The following is a 16786-nucleotide window of genomic DNA, read 5'->3' on the forward strand; positions in this document are numbered from 1 at the left end:
AAGAGTACAGAAGTAGCTAATTATTATTGCTGCTGCTGAAGATTTAAACAAAAAAACCTAGTTATTGCTAGAAAATAGATGAATAAAAAAATTACAATTGCAGGTTTAGGGTGGCTTGGTAAAGCACTAGCCACGAGGCTTCAGCTTATGGGGTACACGGTAAAAGGAAGTGTAACAGATGCAGAGAAGGCAAAAGATCTTACAAGAAGCAATATCGCTGCATATCCCGTAATAATCTCAGAAAGTGGTGTCTCAGGTTTAATAGAAACTTTACTAGCAGATACAGACGTCTTACTTATTATGATACCGCCAGGCTTGAGAAAGAATACAGGCGCAAACTATGCTCTGAAAATGGCACATTTTTTACATGCAATTGAGCGCTCTGAGGTTAAAAAAGTGATTTTAATAAGTAGTACCTCGGTCTATGATGATGATCAAGGTGAAGTGACAGAGAAAGATGCTCCACAACCCACCACAAACGCTGGGAAGCAATTGTATGATGTAGAGCAGATATTCTTTAATACCACTGCTTTTGAGACAACGATTGTTCGTTTTGGAGGATTATTTGGTGGTAGTAGAAACCCTGTGAGGTTTCTTGCAGGACGTAAGGGACTCACTAATGGTGATGCTCCGGTTAATATGATACATCGTGATGACTGCATCGGTATTTTGATAGCAATTATCAAGCAAGATGCATTTGGTCATGTTATAAATGCCGTGTCTCCTAATCATCCAACAAAAAAGGAATACTATACAAAACAGGCTATTGAATTAGGTCTCGAGCCACCAGAATATAGTCAAGAAGAGTCATTGACCTTTAAACAGGTAGATAGCATTACAGTAAACAGTGTTTTAAATTACGATTTTACGGTACAACTCTAGTGACGTAAATAATTAGTATAAAAAAACCGCCTCAATCGAGGCGGTTTTTGTTTTCGCGAAAGCGAGCGTATTATTACCAGATGCGAACTCTCTTCTCAGGAGCTAGATAATTTGCATCTCCTTCCTTAATATCAAAAGCTTCGTAAAAAGCATCAACATTTAATAAAGGTTGTACCGCACGTACCATTCCTGGAGAGTGTGGGTCTGTCTTTACTTGTGTTCTTAATGCTTCATCACGGCTCTTAGTTCTCCATACTGTTGCCCAAGACATGAAGAAACGTTGCTCAGGAGTAAACCCGTCAATGTTTTCTGGACGTCCATTCTCTGCATAGTATTTCTGTAATCCATCATATGCACCAAGTACACCACCTAAGTCACCTATGTTTTCACCTAACGTGAATTTTCCATTTACGTAAACGCTATCAAGTACCTCTACAGCGCTGTACTGCTCTGCAAGTGCATTACCACGAGTTGTAAATGCTTCAAGATCTTCGGCAGTCCACCAGTTTTTTAGGTTTCCATCTGCGTCAAAACGTGATCCGCTATCATCAAAAGCGTGAGAGATCTCGTGACCAATTACAGCTCCAATTCCTCCATAATTTACAGCCTCATCTGCTGTGTAGTTGTAGAATGGTGGTTGAAGTATTGCTGCTGGAAATACAATCTCATTATTAAGTGGATTGAAGTAAGCATTAACAGTCTGAGGAGACATTCCCCACTTAGACTTATCTACAGGCTCACCTATTTCATCAAAGTTTTTAAGTTGACCCCATTTACCTACAGCCGTCATATTTTCAAAGTACGTCTTATCTGCCGCTACGTCCATTGTTGAGTAATCTTCCCACTTGTCTGGATATGCGATTTTAACGGTAAATTTATCAAGCTTTTCGATAGCCTTTTCTTTAGTCTCTTCACCCATCCAATCTAATTTTTGGATACGAGCTTTATAAGCATCAATAACATTTGCAATCATTGTTTCTGCTTTTGCCTTTGCTTCTGGTGGAAACTTTGCATCTACATATAATTGTCCGAGCGCTTCCCCTACAGAACCATTTACGGTTGCTAGTGCACGCTCATCTGCTGGGCGTTGTTTTTTTGCACCGCTTAAGTACTTACTGTAAAACTCCCAATTTGCAGTTTCTATTTCTGTACTTAATCTGCCTGCAGCACTATTAAATGTATCCCAACGAACGAGCGTTTTGATATATTCAAGAGGAGTTTTTTTAAGGAATGTATCTAGAGCCTCAGTATATTTTAATTGTGTCACAAGAAGCGTGTCAAAATCTTTCTTAATACCAAGATCTGCAATCATCTTTTTAAGATCTATAGATGTAAGCATTTCATCGGCTTGTGCCACAGAACGTGGGTTGTTAAAGTTACGAGCGTCACGGCTCTCTACTTTATCTAATCTTGGAGTAGCTAGTGCAGTTTCCATTGCAAGGATTTTATCGGCAGCTGCAGTCGCATCTGCTTCAGAATCTCCTAGCATTTGAAGCATGCGTGAGATATGTTTTACATACTCTACACGAATTTCCTTAGACTTACCATCTTCTAATAGGTAATAATCACGATCTGGTAAACCAAGACCGTTTGCACCTAAGTACACAGTGTTCATAGAGCTATCATTAAGATCTGCTCCTGCTCCTATGCTCAAAAATGGTGATGATACAGCAGGGTTAGTAGCTAGTACTGTCTGTAATTCATTTAAGTTAGTTACACCAGCAATTGCATCTAGTGCAGGTTGTAGTGGTGTAAGCCCAGCTTTATTACGTGCTACGGTATCTAGCTTAGTATTATAAATCGCCAGCGCTTTTGCTTGGTCTGTTCCGGCAGTGTATTTTCCGCTTTTTTCAGCCTCTGCAAGTATTTCCAAAACATCTGCATCTGTAGCTTTACGCAGTACAGAAAATCCTCCCCAGCTAGTGCGGTCATCCGGAATTTCAGTGTTTTTCATCCAAGATCCATTTACATAATTGTAAAAGTCTTGATTAGGAGCAACCGTAGTATCCATATTCTCTAGTACTATACCAGGAATTTTTTCAACTTGAGCTGTCTCTTTAGTTTCTTCTGTCTTACAGCTTACAAGCGTAAGAGCACAAGTAGCCACAATTGCAGCCGATTTATAGAGTTTCATAGAGTAATATTATTAGATTATTTGAATAGGACGAAATTAAATTTTAAATGTTACATAAGCAATCAAAAAAGCCCTCTGTGAAGAGGGCTTTTTTGATTATTTCAAAATTAATTTTTGAGTAATTTGTTGTTTGTCAGTGTTTAGTTTAATGAGATATAAACCTGATGCAAATGTGCTCATGTCAAGTGGGTAGTTACTTGATCCTTGAGGCATATTAAACCTTTTAACAACAGACTTCCCTAAAATATCAAACACCTCTATAGATAATGATTCTTGTGCAGGCCACTGTATATTAAATATAGAAGTTGATGGATTAGGGTAGATACTTAGTCCTTCTAGTACGGTATCGTCAACAGAAAGCTGTTCGGCCCCTATCTGTAGATCATCTATTACAACCCCTTCTTCGGTTACCGCTTGATCAGAGTGAAATACAAACCTAAAAATCATACTAGTTTCTGATGCAAATGCACTAAGATCGTAGCTATAATCATTAAATGATGCGCTAGTTCCTGTCCATTGTGCTCCTGGGCAATTAATACAATTGTTTCCTGGGAGAGTATTACTATTGTACCAGTTAGGGTCATTTGCGGTACCTAGAATATTCCAAGTAGATCCGTCATCTAAAGTATATTCTACATACATAATATCCCAATCCAATTCTAATTCGAAAGCCATTTTGAAAGATAATTCTGGTACTGCCAACGATGAAATGTCATAGCATTTAGTAGTAAGATATTCTTTTACGTTGTTACTGTATTCTCCATTTAGATTGGTAGCGTAGGCACTATCTCCTGATACAACTTGATTTAATAGTGTACCGTTCGGAATTCCTCTCTGCCATGTTTGTCCGGAAGTATCACAAGACGCATTTGCATTGTCTGTGAGAACAAGTAAATCACTCTCTGACGTTTCAAAATCATTTGTTACATCAATTTCTCCCGTTTCATTAATCGCTATAGAAGTTCTTTTCTCATTGTTACCATCTACTTGATCACTATCAATACTTATTTGAGCAATAAGTTCATAGGTTCCAACAGGCAGACCTAATATAGGAAGCTCTAGAGTAACTTCCTCTTGAGAATCTAGATTTCCTGTCCATTGCAGTGTATTTTGAATGCCACCAGCCTCGTAGTTAATAGTCGCTTCGGTTATAGGAGAAGTACCGTTATTTCTAAATGTAATTTCAGTAGGATTTTCTCCACAAGATATTACCTGATTATTTAGAGGTGCTAGCGATGTCGCTGCAACGTCCGACGATAGCGGCTGTGTGTCAATATCTGTTTGCCAGATACCACGTCCATAAGTTCCTGCGGTAAGAACCCCGTTAAATTCGTTTACATCTAAGTCACGTACGGCTGTGTTTGGCAGTCCATTATCAAATCTTATCCAATCAGTAGTAGTATCATCATACTTCCAAACGCCAAGCGCAGTTCCTAAAAACAATGGATTTTCAGAGTGATTACTTTGATGTTTAATAACTAATTTAGGTACTTCTGGTAGAGAACCAGTAATATCATTTACTGTGATTGCATTATCTGTTATTGTTCCTTCGTATACTTTACCCGCAGTTCCTCCGGTAACAATATAAAGTGTATTGCTATCACCATTTTTTACTTCAAGTGATGAAATATCTCCTTGAAATGCTCTTAATATGGTAAAATTAATACCACTGTTCGAACTTTTGTATAAAGTCCCATTTACGGCAACATACATAATTGATGCATCATTGGGATCCGTTTGCAGTAAATCAATTTCTGTATTAAACGTGTTTGAACGTTGAACCCAAGAATTAGAGCAAAAATCAAGCTCATACACACTTTTATAACCAGCATATAAGCGTTTATCTTTTGCAAAAGCGAGTGGTGTTATCCAGTTACCATCTTCTGGAGATGTAAATGAGCCAGAAAGTGAAGCACCCCCATCATTTGAGAAGAAAGGTCCTCCCCCAGATTGTATAAATCCATATACTTTAGATGGGTCATTTGGATCATATATGTTTTCCATACCGTCTGCTCCATAATAGTTTTGCCACATACCATTTTTACGAGCGTAGCCACCATTATCTTGAAGCCCTCCAGATATAATAGAGGCATCTTCTGGTGCTACATCAATCCTATAAAATTGACCAATAGCCAGACCATCTGTATGACTCGTAAAGTTAACTCCTCCATCAGTAGAACTATAGAAACCTCCATCACTTCCACAAAACAAAGTTCCATTAATAAATCTTAAATTATGAATATCTGCGTGAGTGTAAGACGGTGTGTCAGGAGCATTCCAGTTATTCAATTTTGTGAAGTTAACACCACTATCTGAAGATTTCCATACATTGAGTACTCCCGTGTAAATTTCATTTTCATCAGTATCTGATACTGCAAAAGCAAAGTCAAACCATGCCTGAGTGCTTTCAAAAATATCCTGTCCTCCTCTAAATGTTTGTGTAAAAGAATCTCCGCTATCTGATGACTTAAAAATAGTTCCGGCACCAAATGAATTATCTGATCTAAAAACATACAAAACATCCGGATTGGCAGGAGTTACGTCAATAACTAACCTAGCTGCTCCAATAATACTTCCTGTAGAGATACTTATCCAGTTATCTCCTCCATCAACTGTTCTATAAACTCTTGATGCATCTGCTGCATAAAGAACGTCAGAACTACCTGGCTTGACTTTTAAATCATCAAACTCACCGTTGAATACATTAGTCCAATTTACACCACCATCTGTAGTTTTGAAAATACCGATATTTGTAGCAACCCATAGTGTCTTGCTATCTGCCGGATCAAAGTAAATTTCATTCATACTTGTAGGGCTATTGCTTTCATTGAGACCCGTAGTATTCCATGTTACACCTCCATCTGTAGATTTCATAACACCTATACTTGTTGAGTCACCAGCATCATCATCTCCCGTAGCAATGTAAATGATATTAGTATCGGTAGGATCGATAGCAATACCAGATACCCCTATTTGAGGGAGTTGATCTGTAAGTGGAGTCCAAGAATCTCCAGCATCTGTAGATTTCCAAATTCCTCCGGCAGGCGTTCCTACGAAGAGTATATTCGGATTTGTAGGATCTACTGCAAATGCATTTACACGACCTTGACCAGCAGACCAAGATCCAGTGTTAGTATGTGTAAGTGGGCCTATGTTTTTCCAGTCACTATCATCTGCTTGTGTAGATTTTGATTGACTATTTATTTCTTGCCAGACATCCCAAAGTTGCTTTTGTGACATGACAGTGCCATCCTCATTTAAGTAATTTGCATACAGAGATTCCCATCTTTTAAAGGGTTTGTAGCCACTTCCCTTAACTGTTTCATCTTTGCCTTTCCAATAAGTCTCAAAGGAGTCAACAATTTCTTGAAAAGTAGGTTCTATGCTTCTATTAGAATCATTAAACGGCGCCATCCATGGCGCAGTCGATCCTATTTGAGCATTGGTCATAAATGTGACCAAACATAATGTAAATAGTAGTAGTTTTTTCATAGTTTATTTTATTAAATCTCAAATATAATACGCGTAGTTATTTTTGCATAATTATATTGATGTAAAATGCTTAAAAAGCTATGAAATACTTAATAAATATATTGTTAGAGTGAGATTTTAACAATAAAGGTCAGCGTAGCGCTTACATTTTATTATGTGATTTTGCTATATACTTAGTATCCCAATCTTTTTTAAGATTTGTAAGTGCCGAGACGTTTTCATTAGGAACAGCGATAGAAAGTACATAGTGTTGTACTTTCCATTTATCATCTATTTTCTTCATAATTCCAGATCCTCTGCATACACCCATTTGCGTACTAAGGTGTTCATCAAACCAAGCGATGGTATCATCACTAGTAGATAAATACACATTACGCTCAATAGCTGTAAAGCTCCATGCTTTACCTTTGTCAAAATAAGGTTTTGAAAAGGATTTAAATTCTTCTAATTGCCAGTTTTCTGTTGCGTCTGTACCTATGAATACAGCATCACTTGTCATTAGTCCAAAATAGGCTTCAAAATCAGCATCTGCAGCTGCTTTGTGCCAAGAATTAAGAGAGACTTCTATATCTTTTTTTATAAGAGATGTGTCTTGACTGTATGCGGTACTAATAGTTAGCGCAAAGAATACAAATAAGATTTTCATGTTAGTTAGGTGTTTGCTCGTCTGCCTTTTCGCTAGCAGCCTGTTCATTTTCTTGTTTTATCTCCTCTAGCAAGTCTTTAAAGCTAGTATCAAAAAGTTCGTTAAGCTGTAAATTCAGATCTTGGTAGGCATTATATAGTTCGCCAATTTTTTTAGATATATCCTCTGCTACTGGAGTGTTGAGTTGGGCGCTATTTTGTAGCACTTTTGCCTTAGTTTCTATAGCAACTAGGCGCGCATTTACGGCTTTAGTTTTTACAGCCTCTGGTGTTACTGGGGCTAGATCTTCCTCCGCTTGTTCCAGATTTACATATAAGGCATCTATATCTATTAACTTGAGACGTAATTTGCCTAGAGTATTTATTGGTGGTAAACTATCAACAGCGGCAGAGAGATCCTTATAAAACGACCAGTTTTTGACTCCTTCTCGTGCTTGAGTGGTAAGGCGTATAGTGGCTTTTAGATTTTTTGGAGAGGGAAGTTGTAAGGTGTCATTACCCACCAAGGCTACATTCTCTTTCGGTTTTTGAGAATCTTCTTTTTGGCTGCAAGAAGTGGTGATAATAAATGAAAGAATAATTAAAAAAGGAAGTAACTGTTTCATAAAATCTTATACTGAGGGCTTAACAAAAGTAGGTTAATTGGGTATATACGCGCAATATTTATGATTAAGTTTGCATACGCTTTCGCGAAAGCGTACCACTAAAAACACACAATATGAAATCTAGAATACTCATCATAGGAGCTTGCGGTCAGATAGGAACGGAGCTAACCATAGCTTTACGTAACAGATTTGGTGCAGATAAGGTTGTAGCCAGTGACATCCGTGAAGGAAACGAAGAGCTTATGAGTGAGGGGCACTTTGAGCTTCTAGATGCAACAGACTTTGCCGCGGTAGAAGATGTAATTTTTAGATATAAAATTGATACAGTGTACTTAATGGCGGCTATGCTATCTGCAATTGCAGAGCGTTTTCCTGCCAAAGCTTGGCATCTTAATATGACAACATTATTTCATATTTTAAACTTAGCAAAAGACAAAAAGGTTAAAAAGGTATTTTGGCCATCAAGTATTGCTGTTTTTGGAGAAACAACTCCATCAGAAAATACTCCCCAACTTACGGTTATGGAGCCATCAACCGTATATGGAATATCAAAACAAACTGGGGAGCGCTGGTGTGAGTATTATCACAAGAAATATGGTGTGGATGTGAGAAGTATACGCTATCCAGGACTTATAAGTTATACAACAGAACCTGGCGGAGGAACTACAGATTATGCAGTAGATATATATCACAGAGCACTTAAACATGGTAACTACCGTTGTTTCTTACAGAAGGGAACAGTGTTACCTATGATGTATATGGAGGATGCAATTAGAGCAACTATAAATATTATGGATGCTCCTAAAAAGGACGTAAAAATACGCTCTTCATATAACCTGGCAGGAGTAAGCTTTGCGCCAGAAGATGTAGCTCAAAGTATTAAAAATGTACTTCCAGAGTTTGAGATCGAATATGAACCAGATTTTAGACAAGCCATAGCAGATTCTTGGCCAGGCTCCATAGATGATAGTGAAGCTCGTAAAGACTGGGGATGGGATCATAAATTTGATCTAGATGCCATTACTAAGATCATGCTTGATAATCTTAAATCACAATACAGCTAAGATCATATTTTGAAAAAGCAGCACCTTCCTACAAAAGTATGTCCCGTTTGTGAAAGACCCTTTGCATGGCGAAAGAAATGGGAGAAAAACTGGGATGAAGTAATTTATTGCAGTGAGCGATGTAGAAGAAATAAAAATCAATGAATAAGGAGTTACTACTTACCGAACTTACTTTTAAGGCAACGAGAAGTAGTGGGCCAGGAGGACAGCATGCAAATAAAACAAGTTCAAGAGTAGAGTTGTCTTGGGCTATGTATGAATCTGCTGCAGTAACAGAGGTGGAGCTTGAGTTACTCAAAGAAAAACTTAGTCATAGACTTACAAAAGAGGGAGTTTTGCTACTCGCTTCTCAAACTTCACGTAGCCAGCATAAAAACAAAGAGTACGTGATAAAACGACTGTTTGCATTACTAGAGGTAGCTGTACAAAGACCTAAAATTAGAATTAAGAAACGCCCTTCTAAGATGGCAAAACTTAAACGCCTTAATGCTAAAAAAATACAATCTGAAAAGAAAGCAAACAGACGCAAACCGTCGTATTAATTGACATTCGGTTTACTGTAGAAGAATATAGAGTAATGAAAAAAGCCATCATGAGTTACAACTCGCGATGGCTTTTTTTAATATAACTGTGGTGTGATTTACTCCACAATAAATTTTCCTTTCATTAATCCAGAGTGTCCAGGGAAACTACAGATAAAGTCATAAGTTCCAGCTGCTGGAGCAGTAAATGTTACAGAGGTAGTCTGGCCGCCACCTATCATTTTTGTGTGTGCTATAATCTGGTCTTCATTTGCAATCCAGTCTTTTGCTTCTCCGGCGGTAGCTGCTGCTGCCGAAAATTCTGGTATCGACGTACCTTGCTTAAGTAGTACAAAGTTATGTCCCATAACCTTAATCCCTATTTTTCCAGTATGACGGAAGGTAAGAGTTACTTCTTGTCCAGCTTTTGCCTTAAGCTCGCTCTTATCATATTTCATTAGGTCATTACCTGCAAGCGCTAGATTTACAGTGTTCTCATCTACTTTTTTAGCAGCTTTTTTTGATCCTATTTTTACCGTCTCTTTAGTTTCTTTTTTTTCTCCTTCACCACAACTTACCATTATAGTAGCAAGTGCTATCACTGCTAGAAATCCTTTAATTCTCATATTTTATAGTTTTGTTTATTAATATAAAGATAACTAACGCTTACTTTTTACTCCATATTTTTTTGAAAAAACTCTAGAGTACGCAGTTCATTATAGTAAAATTCTCCTTTCATATAGAATCCTACATGACCTCCATGGTCTGGCATTTCTAAGTGTATAATATTAGAGTTTTTTGCCTGTGCAATAGGATAGCAATCACCATGAAGAAAGCTATCATTCTTTGCATTGAGAATAAGGGTAGGTACAGTAATCTTATCAAGATAGTCAAAGCTACTTGCTCTAGCATAATAATCAAGAGCATCTTTAAAGCCATGTGCGGGTGCGGTATACAGATCGTCAAAACGTTTTAGGCTATTTATTTTTCTGTATTCTTCCTTATTCATTTTGTCTGGAAATAGTTGCATTTTTTTGCGATACTTAGCTCTTAGGTGTACTAAAAATGAGGTTCGGTATATGATGTTTTCTTTTTTAGAAAGTTGCTCAAGGGAAGCCTTAAGATCTGCAGGAACTCCTATACAAGCTGCACACTTAACTTGTGAGGGTATCTCATCTTGTTCCCCTAGATATTTAAGAGCTGCATTACCGCCTAGACTTACTCCATATAGATTAATATGATTATAAGCTCTAGTAACAAGTGTGTTGATTACAAATCTAATGTCGCCAGTATCACCACTGTGATATGATCTATACAGTCTATTCTGGCTGCCGCTGCAACCTCTAAAGTTAATAGCAGCTACGTCATAACCATGATTGCTCAACAATTTTGCAGTACCTAGTATATAAGGTCGCTGTGCATCTCCCTCAAGTCCATGAAGTAAAACGGCAACCTTTTTAATATTGCCTTCTTGTGGCGTCGCGGCTAGTGTCCAGTCTACATCTACATAATCTCCATCTGGGAGTTCCATACGCTCACGAGTTTGTTTGATTCCCTTGACGCGTCTAATTTTAGCAGAATAAATGGTCGAAAAATGTGGATCTTTAAAAAGGCCGCTTGCGCGAAAACGAGAGGGTACAATGGGCATTATGTAAGGTGGTGTACTATTAGTAAAAAAACTATTAAGAGATTATAAAAATAGGTAGAATTAAGCTTTCGCGAAAGCGTAATAATCAAACCTGTAAAAAGTAGTTTTATGAAGTACTTTCTTTTTTGAAACATTCATTCCACTTATATTTATGCATATTCTAATCATTAAAAATGCCTAGATCCGAAGATTTTGATAGAGAGCTTGTACTTGCCATAGCAAGAGATTTGTTTTGGCAAAAGGGATATCATGGTACTTCCATGAGCGATCTTGTTGACGCAACAAGCCTTAACAGATCTAGTATTTATAATTCTTTTGGCAATAAAAAGGCCATTTATAAAACCTTGTTGATACAGTATCAAGAAGAAAATGAAAAGATATATACAAACGCTTTAATACGAGCTTCTAATCCGCTAGAGGGAATTCGTTTTATATTTGAAAATTTTATAGAGGAGATTGTAAAAGATACCCAAGGAAGAGGTTGCTTTAGTATCAACTGTAAAGTGGAGCTTAGTAGGGAGGACGAGTCAATAAGAGATTACCTTGAGAAAATGCAAGAGCACAGAATAGAGTTTTTTAAAGGCTTAGTGCAAGAAGGGCAAGATGCACATCTTATAAATACAAAGCAGTCTGCGTCTCAATATGCTTATTTTCTATTCTGCACTTTTCAAGGACTGCGCACTACGGGAATGTTTTTAAGAAATCGCGATATTTTACAGCAAATAGTAAGTAATGCACTTAGTGTATTGCGCAGGGATTCTTAACCTATTCTTAAGTTGATATAAGGTTTTGAAATTGTAATTTTACAAATGAAACATCACTAACTATAGCGCACAAGCGCACTAAATACTTATAATATGTACACAAAAGAATTTGATATACGATGGAGTGATATAGATGCAAATCGTCATCTAGCAAACTCTGCTTATGTGAATTTTATGTCTCATACTCGTATGGGCTTTATGATTGAGAACGGGTTAAGCCAGAAAGAAATGGTTGCTTATAACATAGGTCCAGTAATTTTTCACGAGCAATTGTTTTTCTTTAAAGAAGCTTTTCAAGGTAAACCTATTACTGTAACCTTTGAATTGGGAGGAGCGAGTGAAGATGGTATGTTCTTTAAGTTTGTACATAATTTTTACGATTATAAAGGAAGAAATCTAGCTCGCGGAAGCATGATGGGAGCGTGGATTGATCTTACTACGCGTAAAACTATAGGCCTACCAGAAGCCTTGACACCTATGCTTGAAAAGGCACCAAAAACACCAGACTTTAAAGTCCTTACTAAAGAAGACATGCGCTCACATGGGCAAGTGCCTATGGATAAGGAATAAAAAAACTAGAAATTAAATCCCAAGTTTATGGTGTAGGGTTACATTATGAACTTGGGATTTGTGATTTATTGTCCAGGCATGTCATAGAAAAACTGCTCTTGTACAATTTTTCCATCCTTTACTTGATAAACGGCAAGCTCAGATGTTTGTGAACGTTGCTGGCTAGCTTTATGTGTAGTGTCCATATCAAAACGCACAGAAAACCAATTATCTGCTACCGTAGGTTCGCTGGCTTTACTGCTGTGTACTTCAAAAGTATTTTCCCACCATTCTCCTTTCTTTGCAACTTCTTGCATTCCTTCTGCACGTGCATTTTCTGCCCAAGATGGTTCTAAGCTTACAATATTAGGACTATATAGTTCTTTATAGCAACGCTCATAATTACCCTCATTACACCAATTCACTAAATTATTTGCAATTTCATTAGTTTTCATAAGTATTTGATTTTAAGTTCTTAGCAATAAATGTAGTAAAGTTATTTTATAAATATGATAGCAAATTATATAAATGTTAAAAAAAGTGTTAAAAATTTTAACACTTTTTTACTATATTTAGCAATATCTGATTTGCAAAATGATGAATGTGAAAGGGATTGCTGAGGTTAGAACATAAGTATTACCAATAGCAGCTTACTTTAATTTTTCAATATTAGTGTAGATTGATAACCATAATTTAATGAAGATTTAATCGTATCTACTCTAAGTACATGCTTTCGAATTTAAATTTTAAATGGATTATGCTGTTTATATTCTGTCATTTTAATCTGGCGTATAAACGGTTTAAAAAACAAATTTGCTACAGTACGCTGGTGTTTTATATAACATCTTAAGTGCTCTGGCATTGCTCCTAGAGTACTTTTGATTTCAGATGCAGTTCTGCCTAAGTTAATGTCTTTCACCCCTAGTAAAAGACCTAATCGAATATAATCGTTTAACATTCTTGGGTAGATGGCATCTGTTTTATTTACAGTATAATCAAGCCCAACATAATGAGCACTGAGCTGGCCGTCATGTAAAAAAGCGGTTGAGAATCCTACTATTTCCCCTTTCTTACTGTAGGTGTTCATGATTACATTTTCGGGAAATCGCTCTTTGAGTAATGCGTAGGTTTCAATGTCAATAAAAGCGGTGTTAAACAAGGCTTTCTCTGCAACACCTAGATATAAGGATTTAAGTTTTTCTTTATGAGTTCTTATTTCGTTCGCTGTAAGTGAATTTTGTATAAGAGCACTACTGGACGAGTCTGCCTTATTAACTTTTATACGGTATTTTGATTTTAAAGAGCTTTTGTAATCCTCAAAATCTTTCCAAGCAACATTTACGTGCATATTAGGTTCGACGGCAAATGATTGAAAGTGCTGTTTTTCTACTACACTTGCAGCGGTGTCTTGTGTGGCATTAAAGTCTTTCAAAAAGCAAACACTTGATTTAGTGGTTTTTTGTAGTGTTTTAAGCTTTCGCGAAAGCATATCATAAATACGTCTTCTATCTATTCCTTGTTTAACCCATATCCCATACTCACCGCTTAAAAATACATTCCCGCAAACTAGAATATGCGTTTTTTTATTGCTTAGGTAGCATTGTAGTGTTTTGGCTAGCTTTTGATAGTAGGGAAGGTTACTTGGTGCTCTTTCAAGGGAAACACGTACACGTTGAAGAATAGCCATAGCAACAGGCTGCTCTCTCCTCATGAAAATTAAATACCGATATTCAATCGTGCTATTTGCCTCTTCAAATGAAGCCAAAAATAGTTTTGAAAAATAAAAGGTATGATCACAACCTAATTCTCTGAAGGTGGTTTCAGGGATGTCGTTTATGGTAAAAAACTCTTGAGTGGTGATTTTAGGCAATTGCTTTTTTTCGTTTAGTACTTAAATATACACCTAAGAAAATAAGTGCAGCAGCAATAATTCTAATAGTAGTAAGCGTATCTGCACCTAAGATAATCGCTACAATGGTTGCGATAAGAGGTTGCAGGTATATAAATGCGCCTATAGTTGATGGTTTAAGCTGCTTTAAAGCAAATACATTAAAAAGATATGTAAGATAGGTCGTACCTACTACTACAAAAGCCATGACTCCTATGACATTAGGAGGTAATGTACTCCAGGATACCTCAAGAAATTGAGGAAGCCCGATAGGTGCGTTTGTAAATACCGCAATAAGGAAAAACCATTTCATTAAGGTAATTGACGAGTACTTTGCAGTGAGTGGTTTTACAAGAATTAAATAGACAGAGTATGCGGTAGCATTAATCATAAATAACATGTTACCTAATGGAATATTAGGGGCGTTATCTTGTGTTTGTGCCCCAAACAGGATTAAAACAAGTGCGCCCACTAGACCTATAGCAATACCAGAACCTTTGAGCCAAGTGATCTTTTCCTTTAAAAATATAGCAGAAAGCACAAGCAATATAACGGGAGATAAAGTAATCACCACACTACTATTTATGGGTGTAGATAATTCCAAACCTTTAAAGAACATGAGCATGTTTATGGTCATCCCAAATAGCGCGCAAAAAATCATACGCCACCAGTCTTTACGTTCTATTTTTTCTGAAGGAAAAAACAAACTTGTAATCCAAAATAGAACTGCTGCTCCCAAAACCCTGAGCATAATAAATCCATATGCCTCGATGTAGGTAGGCATTAAATCCTTTGCTAGCGTATGATTAATACCGTAAATAAAACTAGCGCCAAAGGCTGCAAGAAAGGCGAGGTGACGCTTGCTCATAGATTTTTATTTTGCAAATGCTTCAACGGCAGCAGCCACTACTTTTTTACTATTGCCCACAAAGATTTTATCTTCTACAATCATTACAGGTCGCTTTAAAAAAGTATAGTGCTCTAGAATAAGATTTTTGTAGTCATCTTCAGATAGTGTCTGTTCATTAAGACCGCGTTTGCGATATAATTGCGCGCGCTTGCTGAAGAGAGCTTCATAAGACCCTTCCATTTCTTTCATCTCTTCTACTTGAGATAACGTTATAGGATCAGATTTAATGTCTTGCATAATGACATCATCATTTGGGTTAATTTCAGAGATGATGCGCTGGCAAGTATTACAGGTAGAGAGGTGGTAGATTTTTTTCAAAATAAAGTGGTGTATTTCAATTACAGTATAAAAATACCGCCTATCTCTACCAAAATGAATTATTTTTAGGGAAAATTAAACCCAATGGAATACACCTTTGATATTTGCCTAAAAAACCGTCATCTTCTAGAACGTTTTATTAAGAGTCATACTCTTGAAGAACTTAATAAAATACCTGATGGCTTTAATAATAATATTATCTGGAATATAGGTCATAGCATCGCAACACAACAACTTCTTACCTACGGACTTTCTGGTCTCACACCACCAGTATCTATGGAGTTTATTAATAACTACAAGAAAGGTACAAAGCCAGAAAGAGATGTTACTCAAGAGGAGCTTAGCCTTATGCATGAGATGCTCTTTGACACGCTCAAAACACTTCAAAAGGATTATGAAGCAGGTATATTTAAGGATTATAAAGAATACACGCTCTCTACCACGGGAGGAACATTGTCAAAAGTAGAGCATGGACTTGATTTTAATAACTTTCATGAAGGATTACACCTAGGCTGTATTATCCAACTGTCAAAACTCGTTAAAGGTTAAGGTAATCTTGAGAAAGCTCCCATGGGATTGTTATTTGTTTATCCTCCATATTAAATGAGGACACACCCATATCATTATAAATAAGAACAATACCTTCTTCGGTAAATCCTACTTCTTTTAGGTAGCTATCGGGAAGATTTGATGGAGTAAGGTCAAATGTTTCTTGCGGATATTCTTTTTCAAATTGCGCTTTCGCGAAAGCGTAAAAATCATCATCCAGCAACTCGTCATCACTATATTCCTTACCAGTTTGTGGATTGATATTGAGATACATTTCGTTGTCAAAACCACTCGCACCACCCATGAATTGATATGAATAGAATACTACAGATAGTAAGTTGTTAGAACCAAATGATATGGCAGATTCTATAGTTATTTCATGAGCGTCTGAAAGTTCTGTTGTTTCCGGATATGAGATTTGTGAGTTGTTAATATAGAGTTCAATGGCGTCATTAATTGAGCTAGGTAAACTTTCTGTCTCGTTATAAAGTGTATTTATAGTAGAAGTTTGAACCCAGTTATTAACAGTGATAGCAGCTTCTTCAGGTGTTTCCATATGCAGAACAGATAACATAATCTCCGGACAGGGCTGGCTATTACAAATAGTAAAATCTTTTGTAGAATAACTATCTGTACTAGATGTATAGGTGATCGTCTTTTCGCAGCTTATAAAAAGAATAATTACAAGTATGGAAGGAAGCAGTTTTTTCATAAGATAAAGGTAGTTGATATGCTCCCAAAATAAAAGCAACATATACTAGGAGACCACTCCTTCTTATAATCATGATTGCTTGTGATCAGTTATTGTATTTTTATA

The 16786-nt window shown here is 36.8% G+C and carries 18 protein-coding genes; 7 read left to right on the top strand and 11 right to left on the bottom strand.

The features are described from left to right. The first annotated feature begins 78 nt into the window (after window positions 1-78). A complete protein-coding gene (locus D017_RS05850) occupies window positions 79-882 on the top strand; it encodes an NAD(P)H-binding protein (protein WP_035335236.1) in 804 nt (267 codons plus the stop codon). 73 nt (window positions 883-955) lie between these two features. Here the strand turns inward: D017_RS05850 and D017_RS05855 are convergent, their stop codons facing one another. The 4 genes from D017_RS05855 to D017_RS05870 form a co-directional block, all read right to left on the bottom strand. Continuing rightward, the gene (locus D017_RS05855; protein WP_035335238.1) at window positions 956-3016 is read right to left on the bottom strand and encodes a M13 family metallopeptidase; all 2061 of its coding nucleotides are present in this window, start codon (window positions 3014-3016) and stop codon (window positions 956-958) included. A gap of 96 nt (window positions 3017-3112) precedes the next feature. Continuing rightward, on the bottom strand, window positions 3113-6508 hold the full coding sequence (locus tag D017_RS05860; protein WP_035335239.1) for a T9SS type A sorting domain-containing protein: 3396 nt from the start codon (window positions 6506-6508) through the stop codon (window positions 3113-3115). Between the two features lie 142 nt (window positions 6509-6650). After that, complete coding sequence (locus tag D017_RS05865) at window positions 6651-7154, bottom strand: nuclear transport factor 2 family protein (protein WP_035335241.1); 504 nt, start codon at window positions 7152-7154, stop codon at window positions 6651-6653. Between the two features lies 1 nt (window position 7155). Continuing rightward, the gene (locus tag D017_RS05870) at window positions 7156-7758 is read right to left on the bottom strand and encodes a hypothetical protein (protein WP_035335242.1); all 603 of its coding nucleotides are present in this window, start codon (window positions 7756-7758) and stop codon (window positions 7156-7158) included. A gap of 113 nt (window positions 7759-7871) precedes the next feature. On the opposite strand from D017_RS05870, the gene D017_RS05875 reads away from it, so the two are divergent. From D017_RS05875 to arfB, 3 genes are read left to right on the top strand one after another with little or no spacing between them, the layout of a single operon-like run. Beyond that, window positions 7872-8822 (top strand): NAD-dependent epimerase/dehydratase family protein, encoded by a 951-nt coding sequence (locus D017_RS05875; protein WP_035335245.1) that lies wholly within the window; start codon window positions 7872-7874, stop codon window positions 8820-8822. 9 nt (window positions 8823-8831) lie between these two features. Further along, window positions 8832-8966 (top strand): DUF2256 domain-containing protein, encoded by a 135-nt coding sequence (locus D017_RS15165; protein WP_081804642.1) that lies wholly within the window; start codon window positions 8832-8834, stop codon window positions 8964-8966. Beyond that, window positions 8963-9364 (top strand): alternative ribosome rescue aminoacyl-tRNA hydrolase ArfB, encoded by a 402-nt coding sequence (gene arfB / locus D017_RS05880; RefSeq protein WP_035335246.1) that lies wholly within the window; start codon window positions 8963-8965, stop codon window positions 9362-9364. Before D017_RS15165 ends, arfB begins: the two co-directional genes overlap by 4 nt. 98 nt (window positions 9365-9462) lie before the next feature. Here arfB and azu read toward each other — a convergent pair whose 3' ends face one another. Together azu and D017_RS05890 are read right to left on the bottom strand one after the other, a co-directional pair. Beyond that, a complete protein-coding gene (gene azu, locus D017_RS05885) occupies window positions 9463-9969 on the bottom strand; it encodes an azurin (protein WP_035335247.1) in 507 nt (168 codons plus the stop codon). Window positions 9970-10016: 47 nt separating this feature from the next. Further along, window positions 10017-10874, bottom strand: a complete 858-nt coding sequence (locus tag D017_RS05890) for an alpha/beta fold hydrolase (RefSeq protein ID WP_343215432.1) — start codon at window positions 10872-10874, stop codon at window positions 10017-10019. A 290-nt stretch (window positions 10875-11164) separates the two neighbouring features. On the opposite strand from D017_RS05890, the gene D017_RS05895 reads away from it, so the two are divergent. Together D017_RS05895 and D017_RS05900 are read left to right on the top strand one after the other, a co-directional pair. Next, window positions 11165-11755, top strand: a complete 591-nt coding sequence (locus D017_RS05895) for a TetR/AcrR family transcriptional regulator (protein WP_035335250.1) — start codon at window positions 11165-11167, stop codon at window positions 11753-11755. A 93-nt stretch (window positions 11756-11848) separates the two neighbouring features. Further along, on the top strand, window positions 11849-12325 hold the full coding sequence (locus D017_RS05900) for an acyl-CoA thioesterase (protein WP_035335251.1): 477 nt from the start codon (window positions 11849-11851) through the stop codon (window positions 12323-12325). Window positions 12326-12390: 65 nt separating this feature from the next. Here D017_RS05900 and D017_RS05905 read toward each other — a convergent pair whose 3' ends face one another. The 4 genes from D017_RS05905 to D017_RS05920 all read right to left on the bottom strand — a co-directional run bounded on the left by D017_RS05905 (window position 12391) and on the right by D017_RS05920 (window position 15420). Next, a complete protein-coding gene (locus tag D017_RS05905; RefSeq protein ID WP_035335252.1) occupies window positions 12391-12759 on the bottom strand; it encodes a nuclear transport factor 2 family protein in 369 nt (122 codons plus the stop codon). 284 nt (window positions 12760-13043) lie between these two features. Continuing rightward, complete coding sequence (locus D017_RS05910) at window positions 13044-14174, bottom strand: peptidogalycan biosysnthesis protein (protein ID WP_035335254.1); 1131 nt, start codon at window positions 14172-14174, stop codon at window positions 13044-13046. Then, window positions 14167-15060 (bottom strand): DMT family transporter, encoded by an 894-nt coding sequence (locus D017_RS05915; RefSeq protein WP_035335255.1) that lies wholly within the window; start codon window positions 15058-15060, stop codon window positions 14167-14169. The genes D017_RS05910 and D017_RS05915 overlap by 8 nt, the downstream gene beginning before the upstream one ends. 6 nt (window positions 15061-15066) lie before the next feature. Further along, the gene (locus tag D017_RS05920; RefSeq protein WP_035335258.1) at window positions 15067-15420 is read right to left on the bottom strand and encodes an ArsC/Spx/MgsR family protein; all 354 of its coding nucleotides are present in this window, start codon (window positions 15418-15420) and stop codon (window positions 15067-15069) included. 84 nt (window positions 15421-15504) lie between these two features. Between D017_RS05920 and D017_RS05925 the strand changes: the two genes are divergently transcribed. Next, complete coding sequence (locus tag D017_RS05925; RefSeq protein WP_035335259.1) at window positions 15505-15969, top strand: DinB family protein; 465 nt, start codon at window positions 15505-15507, stop codon at window positions 15967-15969. Here the strand turns inward: D017_RS05925 and D017_RS05930 are convergent. After that, window positions 15959-16681 carry a hypothetical protein gene (locus D017_RS05930; RefSeq protein WP_152023871.1) on the bottom strand — a complete coding sequence of 241 codons (723 nt, stop codon included), beginning with the start codon at window positions 16679-16681 and terminating at the stop codon, window positions 15959-15961. The two genes, D017_RS05925 and D017_RS05930, sit on opposite strands and share 11 nt — an antisense overlap. Window positions 16682-16786: the final 105 nt, after the last annotated feature.

The sequence above is a fragment of the Dokdonia sp. PRO95 genome (assembly GCF_000355805.1).
Lineage (GTDB): Bacteria > Bacteroidota > Bacteroidia > Flavobacteriales > Flavobacteriaceae > Dokdonia.